This window comes from Cellulomonas olei (assembly GCF_039548315.1).
Classification (GTDB): Bacteria; Actinomycetota; Actinomycetes; order Actinomycetales; family Cellulomonadaceae; genus Cellulomonas.
In genome coordinates, this window is sequence record NZ_JBCLVN010000017.1 from 1 (window position 1) to 14,007 (window position 14,007).

The 14,007-nt window shown below is 73.4% G+C and carries 13 protein-coding genes; 7 read left to right on the top strand and 6 right to left on the bottom strand.

The genetic code is table 11. The features are described 5' to 3' along the window. A partial coding sequence (locus tag AAHH18_RS07360) for an IS481 family transposase (RefSeq protein WP_343301158.1) occupies nt 1-1,037 on the top strand: 1,037 nt, incomplete at its 5' end. Between the two features lie 720 nt (nt 1,038-1,757). Then, nucleotides 1,758-2,570, top strand: coding sequence for a hypothetical protein (locus AAHH18_RS07365; RefSeq protein ID WP_343301159.1), 813 nt, complete (start codon nt 1,758-1,760; stop codon nt 2,568-2,570). A 1,213-nt stretch (nt 2,571-3,783) separates the two neighbouring features. Here AAHH18_RS07365 and AAHH18_RS07370 read toward each other — a convergent pair. Both AAHH18_RS07370 and AAHH18_RS07375 read right to left on the bottom strand, forming a co-directional pair. Continuing rightward, nucleotides 3,784-4,383, bottom strand: a complete 600-nt coding sequence (locus AAHH18_RS07370) for a hypothetical protein (protein ID WP_343301160.1) — start codon at nt 4,381-4,383, stop codon at nt 3,784-3,786. A gap of 894 nt (nt 4,384-5,277) precedes the next feature. Beyond that, nucleotides 5,278-6,918: an ArnT family glycosyltransferase gene (locus AAHH18_RS07375; RefSeq protein WP_343301161.1), complete on the bottom strand. Its 1,641-nt coding sequence runs from the start codon at nt 6,916-6,918 to the stop codon at nt 5,278-5,280. 305 nt (nt 6,919-7,223) lie between these two features. On the opposite strand from AAHH18_RS07375, the gene AAHH18_RS07380 reads away from it, so the two are divergent. Then, nucleotides 7,224-7,622 carry a histone-like nucleoid-structuring protein Lsr2 gene (locus AAHH18_RS07380; RefSeq protein ID WP_343301162.1) on the top strand — a complete coding sequence of 133 codons (399 nt, stop codon included), beginning with the start codon at nt 7,224-7,226 and terminating at the stop codon, nt 7,620-7,622. Between the two features lie 108 nt (nt 7,623-7,730). Here the strand turns inward: AAHH18_RS07380 and AAHH18_RS07385 are convergent, their stop codons facing one another. The 3 genes from AAHH18_RS07385 to adh all read right to left on the bottom strand — a co-directional run bounded on the left by AAHH18_RS07385 (nt 7,731) and on the right by adh (nt 11,191). After that, on the bottom strand, nt 7,731-8,999 hold the full coding sequence (locus tag AAHH18_RS07385) for a sigma-54-dependent transcriptional regulator family protein (protein WP_343301163.1): 1,269 nt from the start codon (nt 8,997-8,999) through the stop codon (nt 7,731-7,733). Nucleotides 9,000-9,147: 148 nt separating this feature from the next. Continuing rightward, a complete protein-coding gene (locus AAHH18_RS07390; protein ID WP_343301164.1) occupies nt 9,148-9,603 on the bottom strand; it encodes a DUF779 domain-containing protein in 456 nt (151 codons plus the stop codon). A gap of 64 nt (nt 9,604-9,667) precedes the next feature. Then, complete coding sequence (gene adh, locus AAHH18_RS07395) at nt 9,668-11,191, bottom strand: aldehyde dehydrogenase (RefSeq protein ID WP_343301165.1); 1,524 nt, start codon at nt 11,189-11,191, stop codon at nt 9,668-9,670. A 199-nt stretch (nt 11,192-11,390) separates the two neighbouring features. On the opposite strand from adh, the gene AAHH18_RS07400 reads away from it, so the two are divergent. Continuing rightward, complete coding sequence (locus AAHH18_RS07400) at nt 11,391-11,738, top strand: PGPGW domain-containing protein (protein ID WP_283320817.1); 348 nt, start codon at nt 11,391-11,393, stop codon at nt 11,736-11,738. A 6-nt stretch (nt 11,739-11,744) separates the two neighbouring features. On the opposite strand, the gene AAHH18_RS07405 is transcribed toward AAHH18_RS07400, so the two are convergent. Beyond that, nucleotides 11,745-12,275 (bottom strand): MarR family winged helix-turn-helix transcriptional regulator, encoded by a 531-nt coding sequence (locus AAHH18_RS07405; protein WP_343301166.1) that lies wholly within the window; start codon nt 12,273-12,275, stop codon nt 11,745-11,747. Nucleotides 12,276-12,363: 88 nt separating this feature from the next. Between AAHH18_RS07405 and AAHH18_RS07410 the strand changes: the two genes are divergently transcribed. The 3 genes from AAHH18_RS07410 (at nt 12,364) to AAHH18_RS07420 (ending at nt 13,919) form a co-directional block, all read left to right on the top strand. After that, complete coding sequence (locus tag AAHH18_RS07410; protein WP_343301167.1) at nt 12,364-12,981, top strand: NADPH-dependent F420 reductase; 618 nt, start codon at nt 12,364-12,366, stop codon at nt 12,979-12,981. Beyond that, complete coding sequence (locus AAHH18_RS07415) at nt 12,951-13,643, top strand: alpha/beta hydrolase (protein WP_343301168.1); 693 nt, start codon at nt 12,951-12,953, stop codon at nt 13,641-13,643. The genes AAHH18_RS07410 and AAHH18_RS07415 overlap by 31 nt, the downstream gene beginning before the upstream one ends. A gap of 93 nt (nt 13,644-13,736) precedes the next feature. Further along, complete coding sequence (locus tag AAHH18_RS07420) at nt 13,737-13,919, top strand: hypothetical protein (protein WP_283320821.1); 183 nt, start codon at nt 13,737-13,739, stop codon at nt 13,917-13,919. Nucleotides 13,920-14,007: the final 88 nt, after the last annotated feature.

Consider the following 14,007-nt stretch of genomic DNA (forward strand, 5'->3'; position numbering starts at 1 on the left):
TCGAGGCGTTGGCCGACCGGTCGCATCGGCCGGTGTCCTGTCCGCACCAGATGGATCCCGACGTCGAGGTCGCGGTGTGGGAGATGCGGCGCGCGCACCCGGGTTGGGGTCCGGTTCGGATCGTGCACGAGCTGGCCAGGCGTGACGTGGTGGTCTCGCGGTCGGGTGTCTACCGGGCGCTGCGCCGAGCGGGGCTCGTCGTGACCGGTGCACGGCGTCGCCGTGATGAGCACTGGCGTCGCTGGGAGCGCGGCCGGGCGATGGAGCTGTGGCAGATGGACGTGGTGGCCGGGGTCGTACTGGTCGACGGGGCCCAGACGAAGTGCCTGACGGGCATCGACGACCACTCCCCGTTCTGCGTGCGCGCGCGGCTGATGCCGGCCGAGCGCACCGGGTTCGTCTGCCAGGGGTTGACCGACGCCCTGGACCGTCATGGTGTCCCCGAGCAGATCCTGACCGACAACGGCAAGGTCTTCACCGGCCGGTTCAACCACCCGCCGGTCGAGGTGCTGTTCGACGCGATCTGCCGACGCAACGGCATCGAGCACCTGTTGACCCAGCCCCGGTCACCGACCACGACCGGCAAGATCGAACGGTTCCACCGGACCCTGCGCGCGGAGTTCGGCACCGGCAGGCAGTTCGCGACCCTCGCCCAGGCCCAGGCCCAGGACGACCTCGACCAGTGGGTCGCCTTCTACAACACCGATCGACCCCACCAGTCCATCGCCATGGCGACCCCCGCGGCGAGGTTCGCCGGCGCAGCCCGCCGAGAGCGGACCCCGGAACCCGACCGCACCGGCGCGGACTGGGTCGCTCGCAAGGTCTCCACGGTCGGGGTGGTCTGCGTGTCCTGGCAGCAGGTCTCGGTCGGAGTCCACCACGCAGGCGAGCGCTGCGACGTCCTGGTCGGCCCGGACACCCTGCAGTTCTGGATCGGCAACGAGCTGCTGCGCACGGTCCGACGCACGAGCACCGGCCCCGTCCGCAACAAGCGACCCCTGGGAGGTGCACCGACCAAGACCCGAAGCGCACACTGACAACAGCGTCAAGGATCAACCGAACACCAACCGTCAAGCATCACCCGAAACCGAACAGGGGCACGCGCTGACCTCTACACTCACCATCTCGCCGGTGGTCGCCGTGCTGGCATGTTCAGCGAACGTGCAGCAGCGAACGACCGCGCTACACCCTTGCACGAAGCTGCACAAGGCTGTGGCCTTGTGCTGGCAGCGACGAACATCCACGGGCGATAGCTAGAAGGCGCCGGCCGCGGCCCGTTGAGTCGGCGACGCGAGCGCGGATGGCGGCGTCTTGGCCGGCCTCCGCCACTCGACGGCGTCCGTGTCGAGCTGCTCGGATCCGGTCTCCTAGCGCAGGTGACGCGGAGGGGGCGACGACGTCGTGGAGCGGCGCGGGACCGGGCATGCGTAGAGCTGAGCGATAGCCCCGCGCAGGCGTGCCATGCCACCCGGGGCGGTCTGCGTCAGGTCCGCCCGGGCATCGTGCGTCCCGAGGCTGACACGCTGCGGCAGCGCGGGCCACCACTCGGTCGCGGGGTCCGCGGCGCGCCATGCACCGCAGGCGCCCACCGCCTCAACGTGCCAGCACCGCTGCAACCTGCTGGACCGCTCGCCCGCGGGTGTGCGTCCTCGTGTGCGTCTCAATGCGCCGGGCTGGGCGAAAAGGCGCGCGCAATGGGCGCGGGACCCCCGACCGGCGCTGTCGCTGCTGCGGCGCCCATCGGTACGGTGCGGTTCGTGAGCATCCGGGAGTGGCTGTTCGGTCCACCGGCAGAGGCCGTCGGACCCCCGCATCCGTTGGGCAACTGGTCTGTGAGCGTCCAGGGACGGCACGTCCTCGACGTGAGCGACGTCGACGACATTCTCGAGGCGGCTCAGCGACACCTGGGAGTCGACGCTCGTCTCACCCGCGCGCGCGGGGCCGAACGGGACTGTCCCATCGACACCGGCATCCCACTGGACCGGCAGGCCTCGGACGGGGACCTGAGCAGAGTGGCGCTGGTCGTCGAGCAGACTCAGGGGGAGGGCGGTGTCACCCTCAGGTGCTTCTTCGGCAGTTCGTACGACCCGCAGTTCGTGGCGACGCTCGCGAGCCCGGGTCTCGATCTCCCTGAGCCGAGCCCGAGTGGACCCAGCCCCCAGGAGTTCGCCACCCGAGTGGCGAGCATCCTCAACAACTCCCGTCGGCGAATCAGGTCGAGCGCGCAGCTCTCGCTCCTGGTGTGGACCGCGCGGAGCGCCTTGGTCGCTTTTTGGGTCGCGCTCGCAATCACGGTCTGGCCCGACATCTGGGCGGTGGTCCTCGGTGCCATGGCGACCTACGCCTTCGCGCGCATCGTCATCGTTGAGCAGATCATCAAGACCCCCTGGGCCTATCGCATGCGGTCCTCGAGCGCGTTGGTCCAGGTCGACCCGACGCCCCGGGACCAGCTGCGGATCCAGCGGGCGAATCGGCGCGCGAACTGGCGCGTCGGCGTCGTTACTGCGCTGGCATCCTCCGCGGCGACCCTGCTCGCGGCCTTCATCGCGTGGGGGCCTGACTACTTCTAGCCGCAGCACCCACCCAGGCCACGGCGGCAGCCCTGCGGCGGTGAGCGCGTCCACGACGGCCATAGCCTCGTCGACCGCCGTCGTCTTGTTCGGCAGCGTTCCCGCGCGAAGGACGGCCGGCTCATGGCGAGGGCGACGAAACTGCCGTCCGTCCGCTGCCAGGCGCAGTACCGCGGAGTCGACGGCAAGGTCCACACCGCCGAAATGAGGGCCCTTCGTGCACAGGGCAGCCACGCTGCGCGCGGCCGGGCAACGCCGGAGCCTCGCACGCACGCCCGGCTGGCCCGGCCCATTCACCGGGCTCGTGAGGTGGGGCGTGGTGCAGTGCGTGGTGGGGAACGCGCACGGTCGAGCCGTCAATCCGCGGCGACGACGTCGGACGACGGGGCCTGCACCTCTTGCCGCGCCGGCGTGACGTCGAGTTGGTCGACATCACGAGGCGCAACGTGAAGGCATGGGCCACGGCACTCCGGTCAGGGACTGAACCCGTCGTGGGCGCAGCGGATCGTCGCACTGCTGTCCGTGTCCCTGGTGAGCGCCGTCGACGCGGAGATCCCGCAGGCAAACCCGGCTGCCCACCTGCGCCCGCCGACACCGCCCGCGAGCGCCGAGCACCTCGAGGGCCTGACTGCGCATGGCGCTGCCGCTGCTCGGCACCGGGCAGCGGTCGGTGCGTCCGCCGGGCTGCAACGACACCTCGGACCGGACCGCTGGGGCGATCAAGCCGTACCCCAAGGGTCCGCGACGGCACGAAGTCCCACTGCTGGTGTGGGTGGACCTCGACGAGCCCGCCTGGTCCGCGTGCGGCGTGCACCACCCCGGTTGCCGCTCGGGCCTGGTCGTGGCGTCCGAGGCCGGGACGCCTTTCGACATCTGCACCTTCCGCAAGCGCCGAGACCGTGCATCCCGGGCGGCCGGGTTTGGCCTGGTCCGGCGACACGACCTGCACCACACCTACACGTCGTCACTCCTGCAGGGAGGGGGTCACTCGCCGAGGTAGGAAAACTGCTCGGCCACGTGCCGCCGGAGACGATCCAGGGGTGCGCCCACCTCGCGGAGACCCTTTCCGCGGAGGTGTTGGCAGTTCTTGAACCACCTCGGGTCGCGATCCGCCGCGACGCGTCGACACAGCGCCGCAACCTCCGGATGGTGACGTAGCAGAGGCGCCCCACCCGGGCCGATCGGGGCGCCTCGTGCTGCCTGATCGACTGCATCAAGCCGCGAGCGGCTCGTCGAGAAAGCCTCGAACGCGGTCGTCGTGAATCGCCGCCCGGTACCCCGTCGCCGCCTCGCCAGGCGTAGGAAGTCCCGAGGGGACCCACGGCTTCGGGTTCGTGTTCGTGGTGTGGCGGCGTCGCCGCGAGCGCAGCAGCCACCTCGTTGGCTCCAGAACTAGCCACGCACGCGATCCACGTGTCAAGTAGTCGGCGAGCATGTGATGCAACTCCCTGTCCGCCTCCATTGCGATCGAACGTCCCGCAGGAGTCATCTCCGCGTAGCTCGCGCGAGGAGGGAGCGCCTTCGGATCGATCCCCGTTGAGGCGGCCGCGGACATCAGCGCTGCCGCCTCAGTTAGGCCAATCGACTTGGCCCGCTCCGATAGCAGTCGCGAGTACGCAATCAACTCATCGAGTGCGGGATCGTCAGCTTGGATGTCGCCCCTGAGCATGGCGTCGAGCACGCGGTACTCAATCATCTTGGCCTCGTGTCCGACGCGCGCACGGACCCACATCGGCTTGAGCACCAGCACGGCCCACAGCAGGTTCAGAACCGCAACGACGAGCAGCACAGTGTTGACGACCGCTACGCCCATCACGCCTCACCCCGATCTGTCAAGTTGGACACGCTAGTGTAACCGGATCGCATCGGACTTGCTTCCAGCACCTAGTCACCCCCAGGTCGAGACCGCACATGCGCAAGATCCGACCGCACACCTGCGAGGTCTCGCTCCAGTCCTGCGACTCTGTCCCGCAGCCCGCGCGCCTCGTCCCGAGATGTACGGAGCGCCCCTGTCAGCTGCCCCACTCGCGACTCGGCGTTCTTCGCTCTGCGATGGTGGTGCCACGCCGTTCCACCAGCCCCGGCAGTTGTGAGTGCCAGCGTGAAGCTAGCGGCGAGGCTCACGACGACGTTCACCGACGTCTCCTGGCCTGCGAACGCGTACGCGATCGGGATGCAGATCGCCATCGAGCCGAGCACGACTACCCCGATGACAGTGGTATTCAGGAGCCTGTACTTGCTTGTCTCGACATCGGTAGCCGAGCGGAGCCGCTCCATTTGGAGCTCTGGGTCCTCTACCACGTCCCGTTCGTGCGCCCCTGCCATCTCCACCCCCTCTACGTCGCGTACTCGCACAAGGTAACGGCACGGAGGCAGAGTTCGGCGCATTCCACGGGCGAACTTCTCCGCATCGTGTATCGCAGGGCAATAACGCCCCCATCATCGACGAGTCGTGCAGCCCCGGCCTCGTGGGGCGCGCCAGTGTGCGGCGTGCAGCAGACGTGCAGCAGCCAGGCGTTGCTGCCGGGGCACGGCGGTACTACGCCGTTCACCCGTTCGTGGGGCCACAGAGCGCTACTGACCTGCGAGAACGCAATGGCGGGCCCCATTGCGCGATCTCGCGTTATCCCCATTCCACCAACTTCTAGTCCATCGGTTGCAGGTTCGAGTCCTGCTGGGGGCACGCGCGGTCCCGTCCCGGACCCGGCTACGCGGCGTGCCGCGGACCGCCGGGGACCACGTCGCCGGTGTCGGTGCGCCCGGGCCGGGCGAGCGCGACGAGCAGCGCGATCGAGCACACGGGCACGGCGACGAGGATCGCCCCGGTGACCGGGGCGACCAGCGGCGACCACGCGCCGAGGGACGCGATCCTGTCGAGCAGCGAGTCACCCGCCCAGTGGAACTCGAGCGCCTTGAGCATCGCCGAGGCCGTGAAGGCGAGCGCGCCGGCGCCGACGGCGAGCGGGAGCCAGCGCCGCGCCCGCCCCCGCACCAGGACGCCGAGACCGAGGGCAGCCGCGACGGCCAGCCCGGCGACGCTGGTGAACAGGTAGCGGCCCTGCAGTCCGCGCGGCACGCCGGTCGCGAGGTACAGGCCCCAGGTGGACTCCACCAGGACGGCGACGTTGAGCACGAACGGCGTGACGAGCAGCAGGCCGTCCGCGCGTCCCGCCCCGAACGTGCGGCGCCGGACGAGGACGACGGCCGCGAGCAGGAGCGCCAGGACGCTGAGCCCCCCGGTGAGCCACAGCGGGTACGGCTGCGCGCTCGGGTCGGCGGCCGGGACGTCGGGAGGGGTGCGGATCGACAGCGCCGCCCAGAACCGCGACACCACCAGGACGGTCGCGTCGTGCACGTACGTCCGCCAGGCGTCGGCGGCCTCCAGGGGCACGGGCAGGTGGTCGACGTGCCCGGCGGGCTGCAGGGTGCCGTACCGCAGCAGGCTCGCGATCCACCACCAGCCGCCCAGGGCCGCGGCGGCCCCGGCCGCGACGAGGCCGGTGAGGCTGCGGCGCAGGTCGCGCGTGCGGACCAGCGCGACGACGTAGGCGAGCACGACCACGGGGACGAACAGCAGCGCCCAGGCCTTGGTGAGGAGCCCGACGGCCAGGGCGAGGCCGGTCCAGACGCCGGTGCGCGCGCGCAGGTCCCCCCGCGCCACCAGCACCGCGCCGAGGGTGACGACCGCGCACGCGATGGTCAGCAGGTTGTCGTTGTTGACGGCGGCGCCGAGCGCCGCGAGCTGCGGGATCGCGAGCGGCATGAGCGAGGCCGTCAGGACGACGGCTCGCTGGTCGGTGAGCGCGCGTGCGGCCAGGGCCAGGACGAACGGCAGCGGCGCCATCATGAGCACGTTCAGCAGGCGCAGGACCCACGCCTCGAGGTCGTACGGCGTCGAGTCGGGCAGCACGCCGGTCGCCACGCCGATGACCATGTAGTAGCCCGGCGGGTGCTGCCCGAGGTTGTTGATCCACGACGACGACTGCGCCGGCCCGAGCTCGTCGAACGACGGCCGCTCGTCCCGCAGGCTCGCGGTCGCGCCGTCGAGCTGCGGGTACCCGCGCCACTGCGCCGGCCCGAGGGCGGGGTTGATCTGCCGCCACGCGTAGAGCTTCTTGAACCCTGGCCACTCGTGGGTGTGCTCCCACGACATCGCGGCACCGATGTGGCTCGCCTCGTCGGCCGAGCGGAACGCCGGCAGGACGACGGTCCACGCCAGCAGCACCGCGACCCACACCGCCGTGACCAGCCCGACGGTCCTCGGCAGCGACCGGGCCAGGGCGCGCACTCCCGGGCGGGGGGCTGAGGACGCGTCCGGGTGCTGCCCCGTCTGCTCGAGCACTGTCACGACCGACCTGCCTGGGATGCGGGGCACGATGGGGATCCGGCGGCGGGCGGGGCCCGACCGGCGGACGGATCCTACGGCACCAGATCGCCCGGCCGGAGCAGGAATCCGGGGGAACCGCGCAGCACGCTGGTGCGCCGCGCGGTGCTCGATCCCGTGCTCCGGCACCCCCGACCACGCCCGCGCGGTACTCAGAACCGCCCCGCCCCGCCCCTGTCCTGCGCGCCGGCTGCCCCTGGCCGTGCGGCCGCGGCCCTAGCGTCGTGCCGATCCGTGCGCCGGTGGCACGGCGGACCCGGGGGGCGGACGTGGCACGACGCACGCAGGTCGCGCTCGTCGACGACCTGGACGGGTCCCCGGCGACGTCGAGCCACGTGCTGGCGCTCGACGGGCACGTCGTCGAGCTCGACCTGTCCCCCGCGAACGCCACCCGGCTCGCCGCGGCCGTGGCGCCGTTCCTCGAGGCAGGACGGACCACCCGTCGGCCCCGCGCGGCGGCGCCGCTGCGGGAGGCGTCCGTGATCCGCACGTGGGCGGCGCGTCAGGGCATGGCCGTCACGGCCACGGGGCGCATCCCGCACGAGGTGCTGCGGGCGTACGTCGAGGCGCAGACCCGCACGGGCGGCACAGACGGCCCGGGCGGCGCGCACGACCCAAGCGCCACGAGCCCCGCCACCGACCCCGGCACCGACGGCCCCGCCCGCTGACGCACCGCCCGTCGGCTGACACACCACCCGTCGTCCGACGCACCACCCGTCGGCCGACGCACCACCCGTCGGCCGACGCACCACCCGTCGGCCGACGCACCGCGCCCGTCACCGCCACGGGTACGGTGCCGGCCCCACCCCGAGCCGCCGCACCAGCAGGTCCAGCCGCGACAGCGCGCGGGCGTGCACCGCGGTGCCCGGCCGGGTGCACGCGACCAGCCGCTCCCAGCCCTGCCAGTCGTCCGCCCCGTCGTCGCGGTCGAGCCACGCCTCGAGGGCGACGGGGTCGTCGCCGCCGAGCACGGCGCCGCGGACGTCGGCCGCGAGCGCGTCGCGCACCCGCTCGACCCCCGGCGCCCGGGACCGGGGCAGCACCGGCCCGGGGTACTGGTCGAGCGCCTGCCGCACGCGACCGGACGTGAGGGCCTCCCGCACGGTCGCGACGTCGGAGTCGAGGGGCGCGGCGAGGCGGTACGGCCGGGAGTGCGCCACCAGCGACCCCGCGACGCGCCGCAGCCGCGAGACCTCCGCGCGGACGGCCACGTCGGACATCGCGTCGGGGTGCAGCAGCACCGCGAGCTCGTCGGCGTGCAGGCCCTGCGGGTGCTCGCCGAGCAGGAGCAGCAGCTCGGCGTGCCGCAGGGACAGCGTGCGCGGGGCGCCGCCGGGCCCGACGAGCACGCCCGACCCGGGGCGCAGCACCTCGAGCCGCGTCCGTCCTGCGGTGACGGGGCGGGTGCGCGCGAGGCTGCGCGCCCGGAGGTCCGCCTCCACCGCGACGGCGGTCGCGCGGACGAGGGAGCCCATGAGCACCGACGCGGCCTGCTCGCGGCCGGTGACGTCGAGCGCGCCGAGCACCCGCCCGTCCGGTCCGGTCAGCACCGCGGCGGTGCAGCTCCACGGCTGGACGGCCCGCGTGAAGTGCTCGGCGGCGCGCACCTGCACGTCGTGGCCGGTCGCCAGCGCGGTGCCGGGGGCGTTCGTCCCGGCGTGCCGCTCGTCCCAGGCGGCGCCCTCGACGAACCCGACCTCCTCGACCGCCCGCCGGACCCGCGCGTCGCCCGCGACCCACAGCAGGCGGCCGTCGGCGTCGGTGAGCGCGACCACGAACCCCTCCCCGACGGCCGCGTCGAGCAGCAGGCCCCGCACCAGGGGCAGGGCGTGGCGCAGCGGGTGCTCGTCGCGGTACGCCCGCAGGTCGGCGTCCGAGAGCGTGACGGGCGGCGCGGGCCGCTCGGGGTCCACGCCGCTGCGCAGGCTCCGCAGCCACGAGTCGGCAACGAGCGGGCGGACGCCGTCGGCGCGCACCCCGGTGTGCAGGAACCGCTCGTGGGCGACGCGGGTGCGCGCGAGCGCCGCCGGCTCGTCGGTCCGCACGGCCCACCCCCTCGACGTCGTCGTCGCGCCGCCAGTCTGACCCGGCCGGCCGCGGCGCGCCAGAGCCGGGCACCGCCGGCGCCGGGTGAACGCCGCGGGCGGGCACGTGGCGCACCCGGACCCGCGCCCGGGGCCGCGGTGCGGACGGTCAGCTCCCTGCCGCCGCCGGCGCCGTGCCCGTGCGCCCCGGCCCGCGCACGAGCAGCTCCGGCGGCTCCTCGCCCGCGGACGTCGCGCGCCACTCCTCGTCGGTGAGCAGCCGGGACCGGATGAGGAACCGGACGCCCTCGGGCGCCTCCAGCGAGAAGCCGGCGCCGCGCCCGGTCACCACGTCGATCGTCAGGTGCGTGTGGCGCCAGTACGCGAACTGCGCCCGGCTCATCCACACCGGCACCGTGAAGCCGTCCACGCGCAGGTCGCCCAGGTGGACGTCCGCGTCGCCGGTGAGGAGCTCGCCCGCGGGGTAGCACATCGGCGAGGAGCCGTCGCAGCAGCCCCCGGACTGGTGGAACATCAGGTCGCCGTGCTGGTCGCGCAGCCGGCGCAGCAGGTCAGCCGCCGCCGGGGTCAGCGCGACCCGGCCGGGCGTCTCGTCGTCGTCCACGTGCCTCCGTCCCGCCCGCGCGCGGCCCCGCCGGGTCCCGGCAGGGCCGCGCGCGGGGTGCCGATCAGAAGAACCCGAGCTTCTGCCCGGAGTAGGACACCAGCAGGTTCTTGGTCTGCTGGTAGTGGTCGAGCATCATCTTGTGGTTCTCGCGCCCGACGCCGGAGCCCTTGTAGCCGCCGAACGCCGCGGCCGCGGGGTACGCGTGGTAGCAGTTCGTCCACACGCGGCCCGCCTCGATGTCCCGGCCCGCCCGGTAGGCGATCGACCCGTCACGGGACCAGACGCCGGCGCCGAGCCCGTACAGCGTGTCGTTGGCCGTGTGGATCGCGTCCGAGTAGTCGGAGAACGACGTGACGGCGACGACCGGCCCGAAGATCTCCTCCTGGAAGATCCGCATCGAGTTCTTGCCCTCGAAGATCGTCGGGGTGACGTAGTAGCCGCCCGCCAGGTCGCCGTCGAGCTCCGCGCGGGTGCCGCCGGTGAGCACCTTGGCCCCCTCGGCCTGGCCGATGTCGATGTACGACAGGATCTTCTCGAGCTGGTCGTGGGAGGCCTGCGCGCCGATCATCGTCTCGGTGTCCAGCGGGTTGCCCTGCTTGACGGCCTCGGTGCGGCCGATGGCGTCGGCGAGGAACCCGTCGTAGATCGACTCCTGGATGAGGGCCCGCGACGGGCAGGTGCAGACCTCCCCCTGGTTGAGGGCGAACATCGTGAAGCCCTCGAGCGCCTTGTCGTAGTAGTCGTCCTTCGCGCGGGCGACGTCCTCGAAGAAGATGTTCGGGCTCTTGCCGCCCAGCTCGAGGGTCACCGGGATGATGTTCTGGCTGGCGTACTGCATGATCAGCCGCCCGGTCGTCGTCTCGCCGGTGAACGCGATCTTGCGGATGCGGGGGCTGGACGCGAGCGGCTTGCCGGCCTCGACGCCGAACCCGTTGACCACGTTGACGACGCCCGGCGGGAGCAGGTCGGCGATGAGCTCCATGAGCATGAGGATCGACGTGGGCGTCTGCTCGGCGGGCTTCATCACCACCGTGTTGCCGGCCGCGAGCGCCGGGGCGAGCTTCCACGTCGCCATGAGCAGCGGGAAGTTCCACGGGATGATCTGCCCGACCACCCCGAGCGGCTCGTGGAAGTGGTACGCGATGGTGTCCGCGTCGATCTCCGAGATGGACCCCTCCTGCGCGCGTACGGCGCCGGCGAAGTACCGGAAGTGGTCGACGGCCAGCGGCAGGTCCGCGGCCAGGGTCTCGCGGACCGGCTTGCCGTTCTCCCAGGACTCGGCGACCGCGAGCATCTCGAGGTTCGCCTCCATGCGGTCGGCGATCTTGTTGAGGATCACCGCGCGCTCCGTCGCCGTGGTCCGGCCCCAGGAGCGGGCGGCGCCGTGCGCGGCGTCCAGCGCGCGCTCGATGTCGGCGGCGTCCCCGCGGGCCACCTCGGTGAACGTCCGGCCGGTCACCGGCGTCGGGTTCTCGAAGTAGCGTCCGGACGCCGGGGCGACGAACTCCCCGCCGATCCAGTGGTCGTAGCGCTCGCGGTAGGTGGCGGGGCTGCCGGGCTGGCCCGGTGCTGCGTAGACGGTCATGTGCGCCCTCCGTGCAGGTGTCCGGCCGGGCCGGGGTGCGGCCGGGGCCGGGGGCACCGCGTCGTTGCGGTGCGCCGTGGCGCGACGGTAGGCCGCGCACCGTTGCAGCACCGTTGCAGCGCAGGTCGGACCCCGCCGGGAACACCGGGGCGTCGCGGTGCGTCTACTCTCCGAGGACCCCCGACACCCTGGAGCCCGCATGACGGATGACGGCCTGGCCGCGGAGATCGCCGCCGGGGAGCGCACGGACGGCCGTGCGCACCGCCTGCTCGCCCGGGCGCGCGCCCGGCTGGACGGTTCGCCGTGGCTGCGGCTGACCTACAAGGTGCTGGTCACGCTGGTGGGCGGCGCCGTGGTGGCGGTGGGCATCGCCCTGCTCGTGCTGCCGGGACCGGGCTGGCTCGTGATCTTCCTCGGCCTGGGGATCCTGGGGACGGAGTTCCCGGCCGTGCGGCGCCTGACGGACCGGTTCAAGGCGCTGGTGCTGCGCGTCTGGCACCGCTGGCGGACCCGCCGCGCGCGTCGCGCCGCCGGCGACGCGGCCTGACGGGCCTCAGGAGGCGACGGCGGCGTTCCCGCACCCGTCGGTCGGGTCGGCCACCGGGGTCCGGGCCTGCAGGCGGTTGTCCGGGTCGAGGGCGCCGAGCACGGCGAGCGCGATGGCGTCGAGCTGGTCGATCTGCTCGGCGGTGAGCCGGTCGACCACGAGCCGGCGCACCTCGGCGACGTGCGTGGGAGCCGTCGCGACGACCTTCGCCCAGCCCTCCTCGGTGAGCGTGGCGAGCGTGGCACGGCGGTCGGTCGCGCTGCGCGTGCGGCGGAGGTACCCGCGGGCCTCGAGCCTGGCGGCGACGTGCGAGAGCCGCGGCAGCGTGGCGTTGGTGCTGGAGGCGAGCGCCGTCATGCGCAGCGTGCGGTCGGGCGCCTCGGACAGCTTGGCGAGCACCAGGTAGTCGAAGTGCGTCAGGTCGGCGTCCCGCTGGAGCTGGTGGTCGAGCGCGGCGGGCAGCAGCTCGGCCACGGCCTCCAGGCGCATCCACGCCTGCAGCTCGCCGGTGCTCAGCCAGCGCGTGTCGTCGGTCATGGCGGCATCCTACGCAATGGTTGACGCTTCAATCTAGTGCGCGTACGGTGACGATTGTCGCTACAACAACGAGCACGAGGAGCAGGACATGACCAGCGTCACGATCATCGGTGCGGGCAACATCGGCAGCGCCGTCGCGCGCACCGCCCTGAAGGCGGGCGCACCGGTCCAGGTGCTCGCCCGGGACGCGGCCAAGGCCGCCGCGGTCGACCCCGCCGTCACCCCCGGCACCGTCGGCGACCCCGTCACCGGCGACGTCGTCGTGCTGGCGCTGCCCTACCCCGCGCTCGCCGAGGTCGCGGACCGGTACCCCGACGGGTTCGCGGGCAAGGTCGTCGTGGAGACCACCAACCCCGTCGACTTCGCCACCTTCGACTCCCTCGTGGTCCCGGCCGGGTCCTCCGCCACCGCCGAGCTCGCCGCGCGGCTCCCGCAGGCCCGCGTGCTCAAGGCCTTCAACACGAACTTCGCCGCGACGCTCGCCGGCGGCACCGTCGGGCAGGTGCCGACCACCGTGCTGATCGCCGGGGACGGCGCCGACGCCAAGGCCGCGCTCGCCGGCGTGGTCGAGGGCGGCGGCCTGCGCGCCGTCGACGCCGGTCCGCTGCGCCGCGCGCACGAGCTCGAGGCGCTCGGCTTCCTGCAGCTCACGCTCGCCGCCCGCGAGCAGACCTCGTGGACCACCGGCTTCGCCCTGGAGCGCTGAGCGTGCCGCTGCGCGTCGACCCGGGCCCGGTCCGGACCGCCGGCGCCACGGCACCCGGTGCGCCCGTGCTCGTGCTGCTGCACGGGTACGGGTCGCACGAGGGCGACCTGCTGGGCCTCGCCCCGTCCCTGCCGCGGGAGCTCGCCCTCGTCGCGCCGCGCGGCCCGCTGCGCGGGGGGCCGGGCTACGCCTGGGCGCCGCTCGCGACACCCGGACGGCCCGACCCGGCCGCCGTGCGCGACGCGGCCGACGCCCTGCTGACCTGGCTGGACGGGGCCGTCGACCCCGCCCGCCCGCTCGCACTGCTCGGGTTCTCCCAGGGCGGGCTGCTCGCGACGCAGGTCCTGCGGGCGCGCCCCGGGCGCATCACGGCCGCCGTGGTGCTGTCCGGGTTCGCGCTCGACGCCGAGGAGCCCGGCGACGCCGAGCTGGCGGGGCTGCGCGTCCCGGTGCTGTTCGGCCACGGCGACGCGGACACCGTCATCCCCGCCGACGCCACCGCGCGCACAGCGGCGTGGCTCGCGCGGCACACGGCCGCCGAGCACCACACGTACCCGGGTCTCGGGCACGGCATCGGCCGCGACGGGCTCGCCGACGTCGCCGCGTTCCTGGAGCGCACGGTGGTCGCGGGGACGGGTGCGCGGGGCGGAAAAACAGCGTGACCCGTGGGGTGCAGCGGTGGAACCGTAGTGGTCACCGCGGTGAGTCCCGGGGCCCGGCCAGGCCCCTCCCAGCAGCACGACAGGACCACCACCATGCACCCCACCCTCACCTTCGAGCTCGTCCGGGCCGACCACCAGGCGCGCCTGGAGGCCTCCCTGCTGCACTCCGAGCGGCTGCTCGCCGCCCGGGAGTCCAGACGGGTCGCCGAGACCCGCGGTCGCCCGCCGGAACGGCGGTCCCGCCACCTCCTGCGTCGCCCCGCGGCGGCGCGCTGACCACGACGGGCGGGTGAGCACCCTCAGCAACGGCAACGGCAGCGCCGACCGCATCGTGTGGATCGACTGCGAGATGACCGGGCTCGAC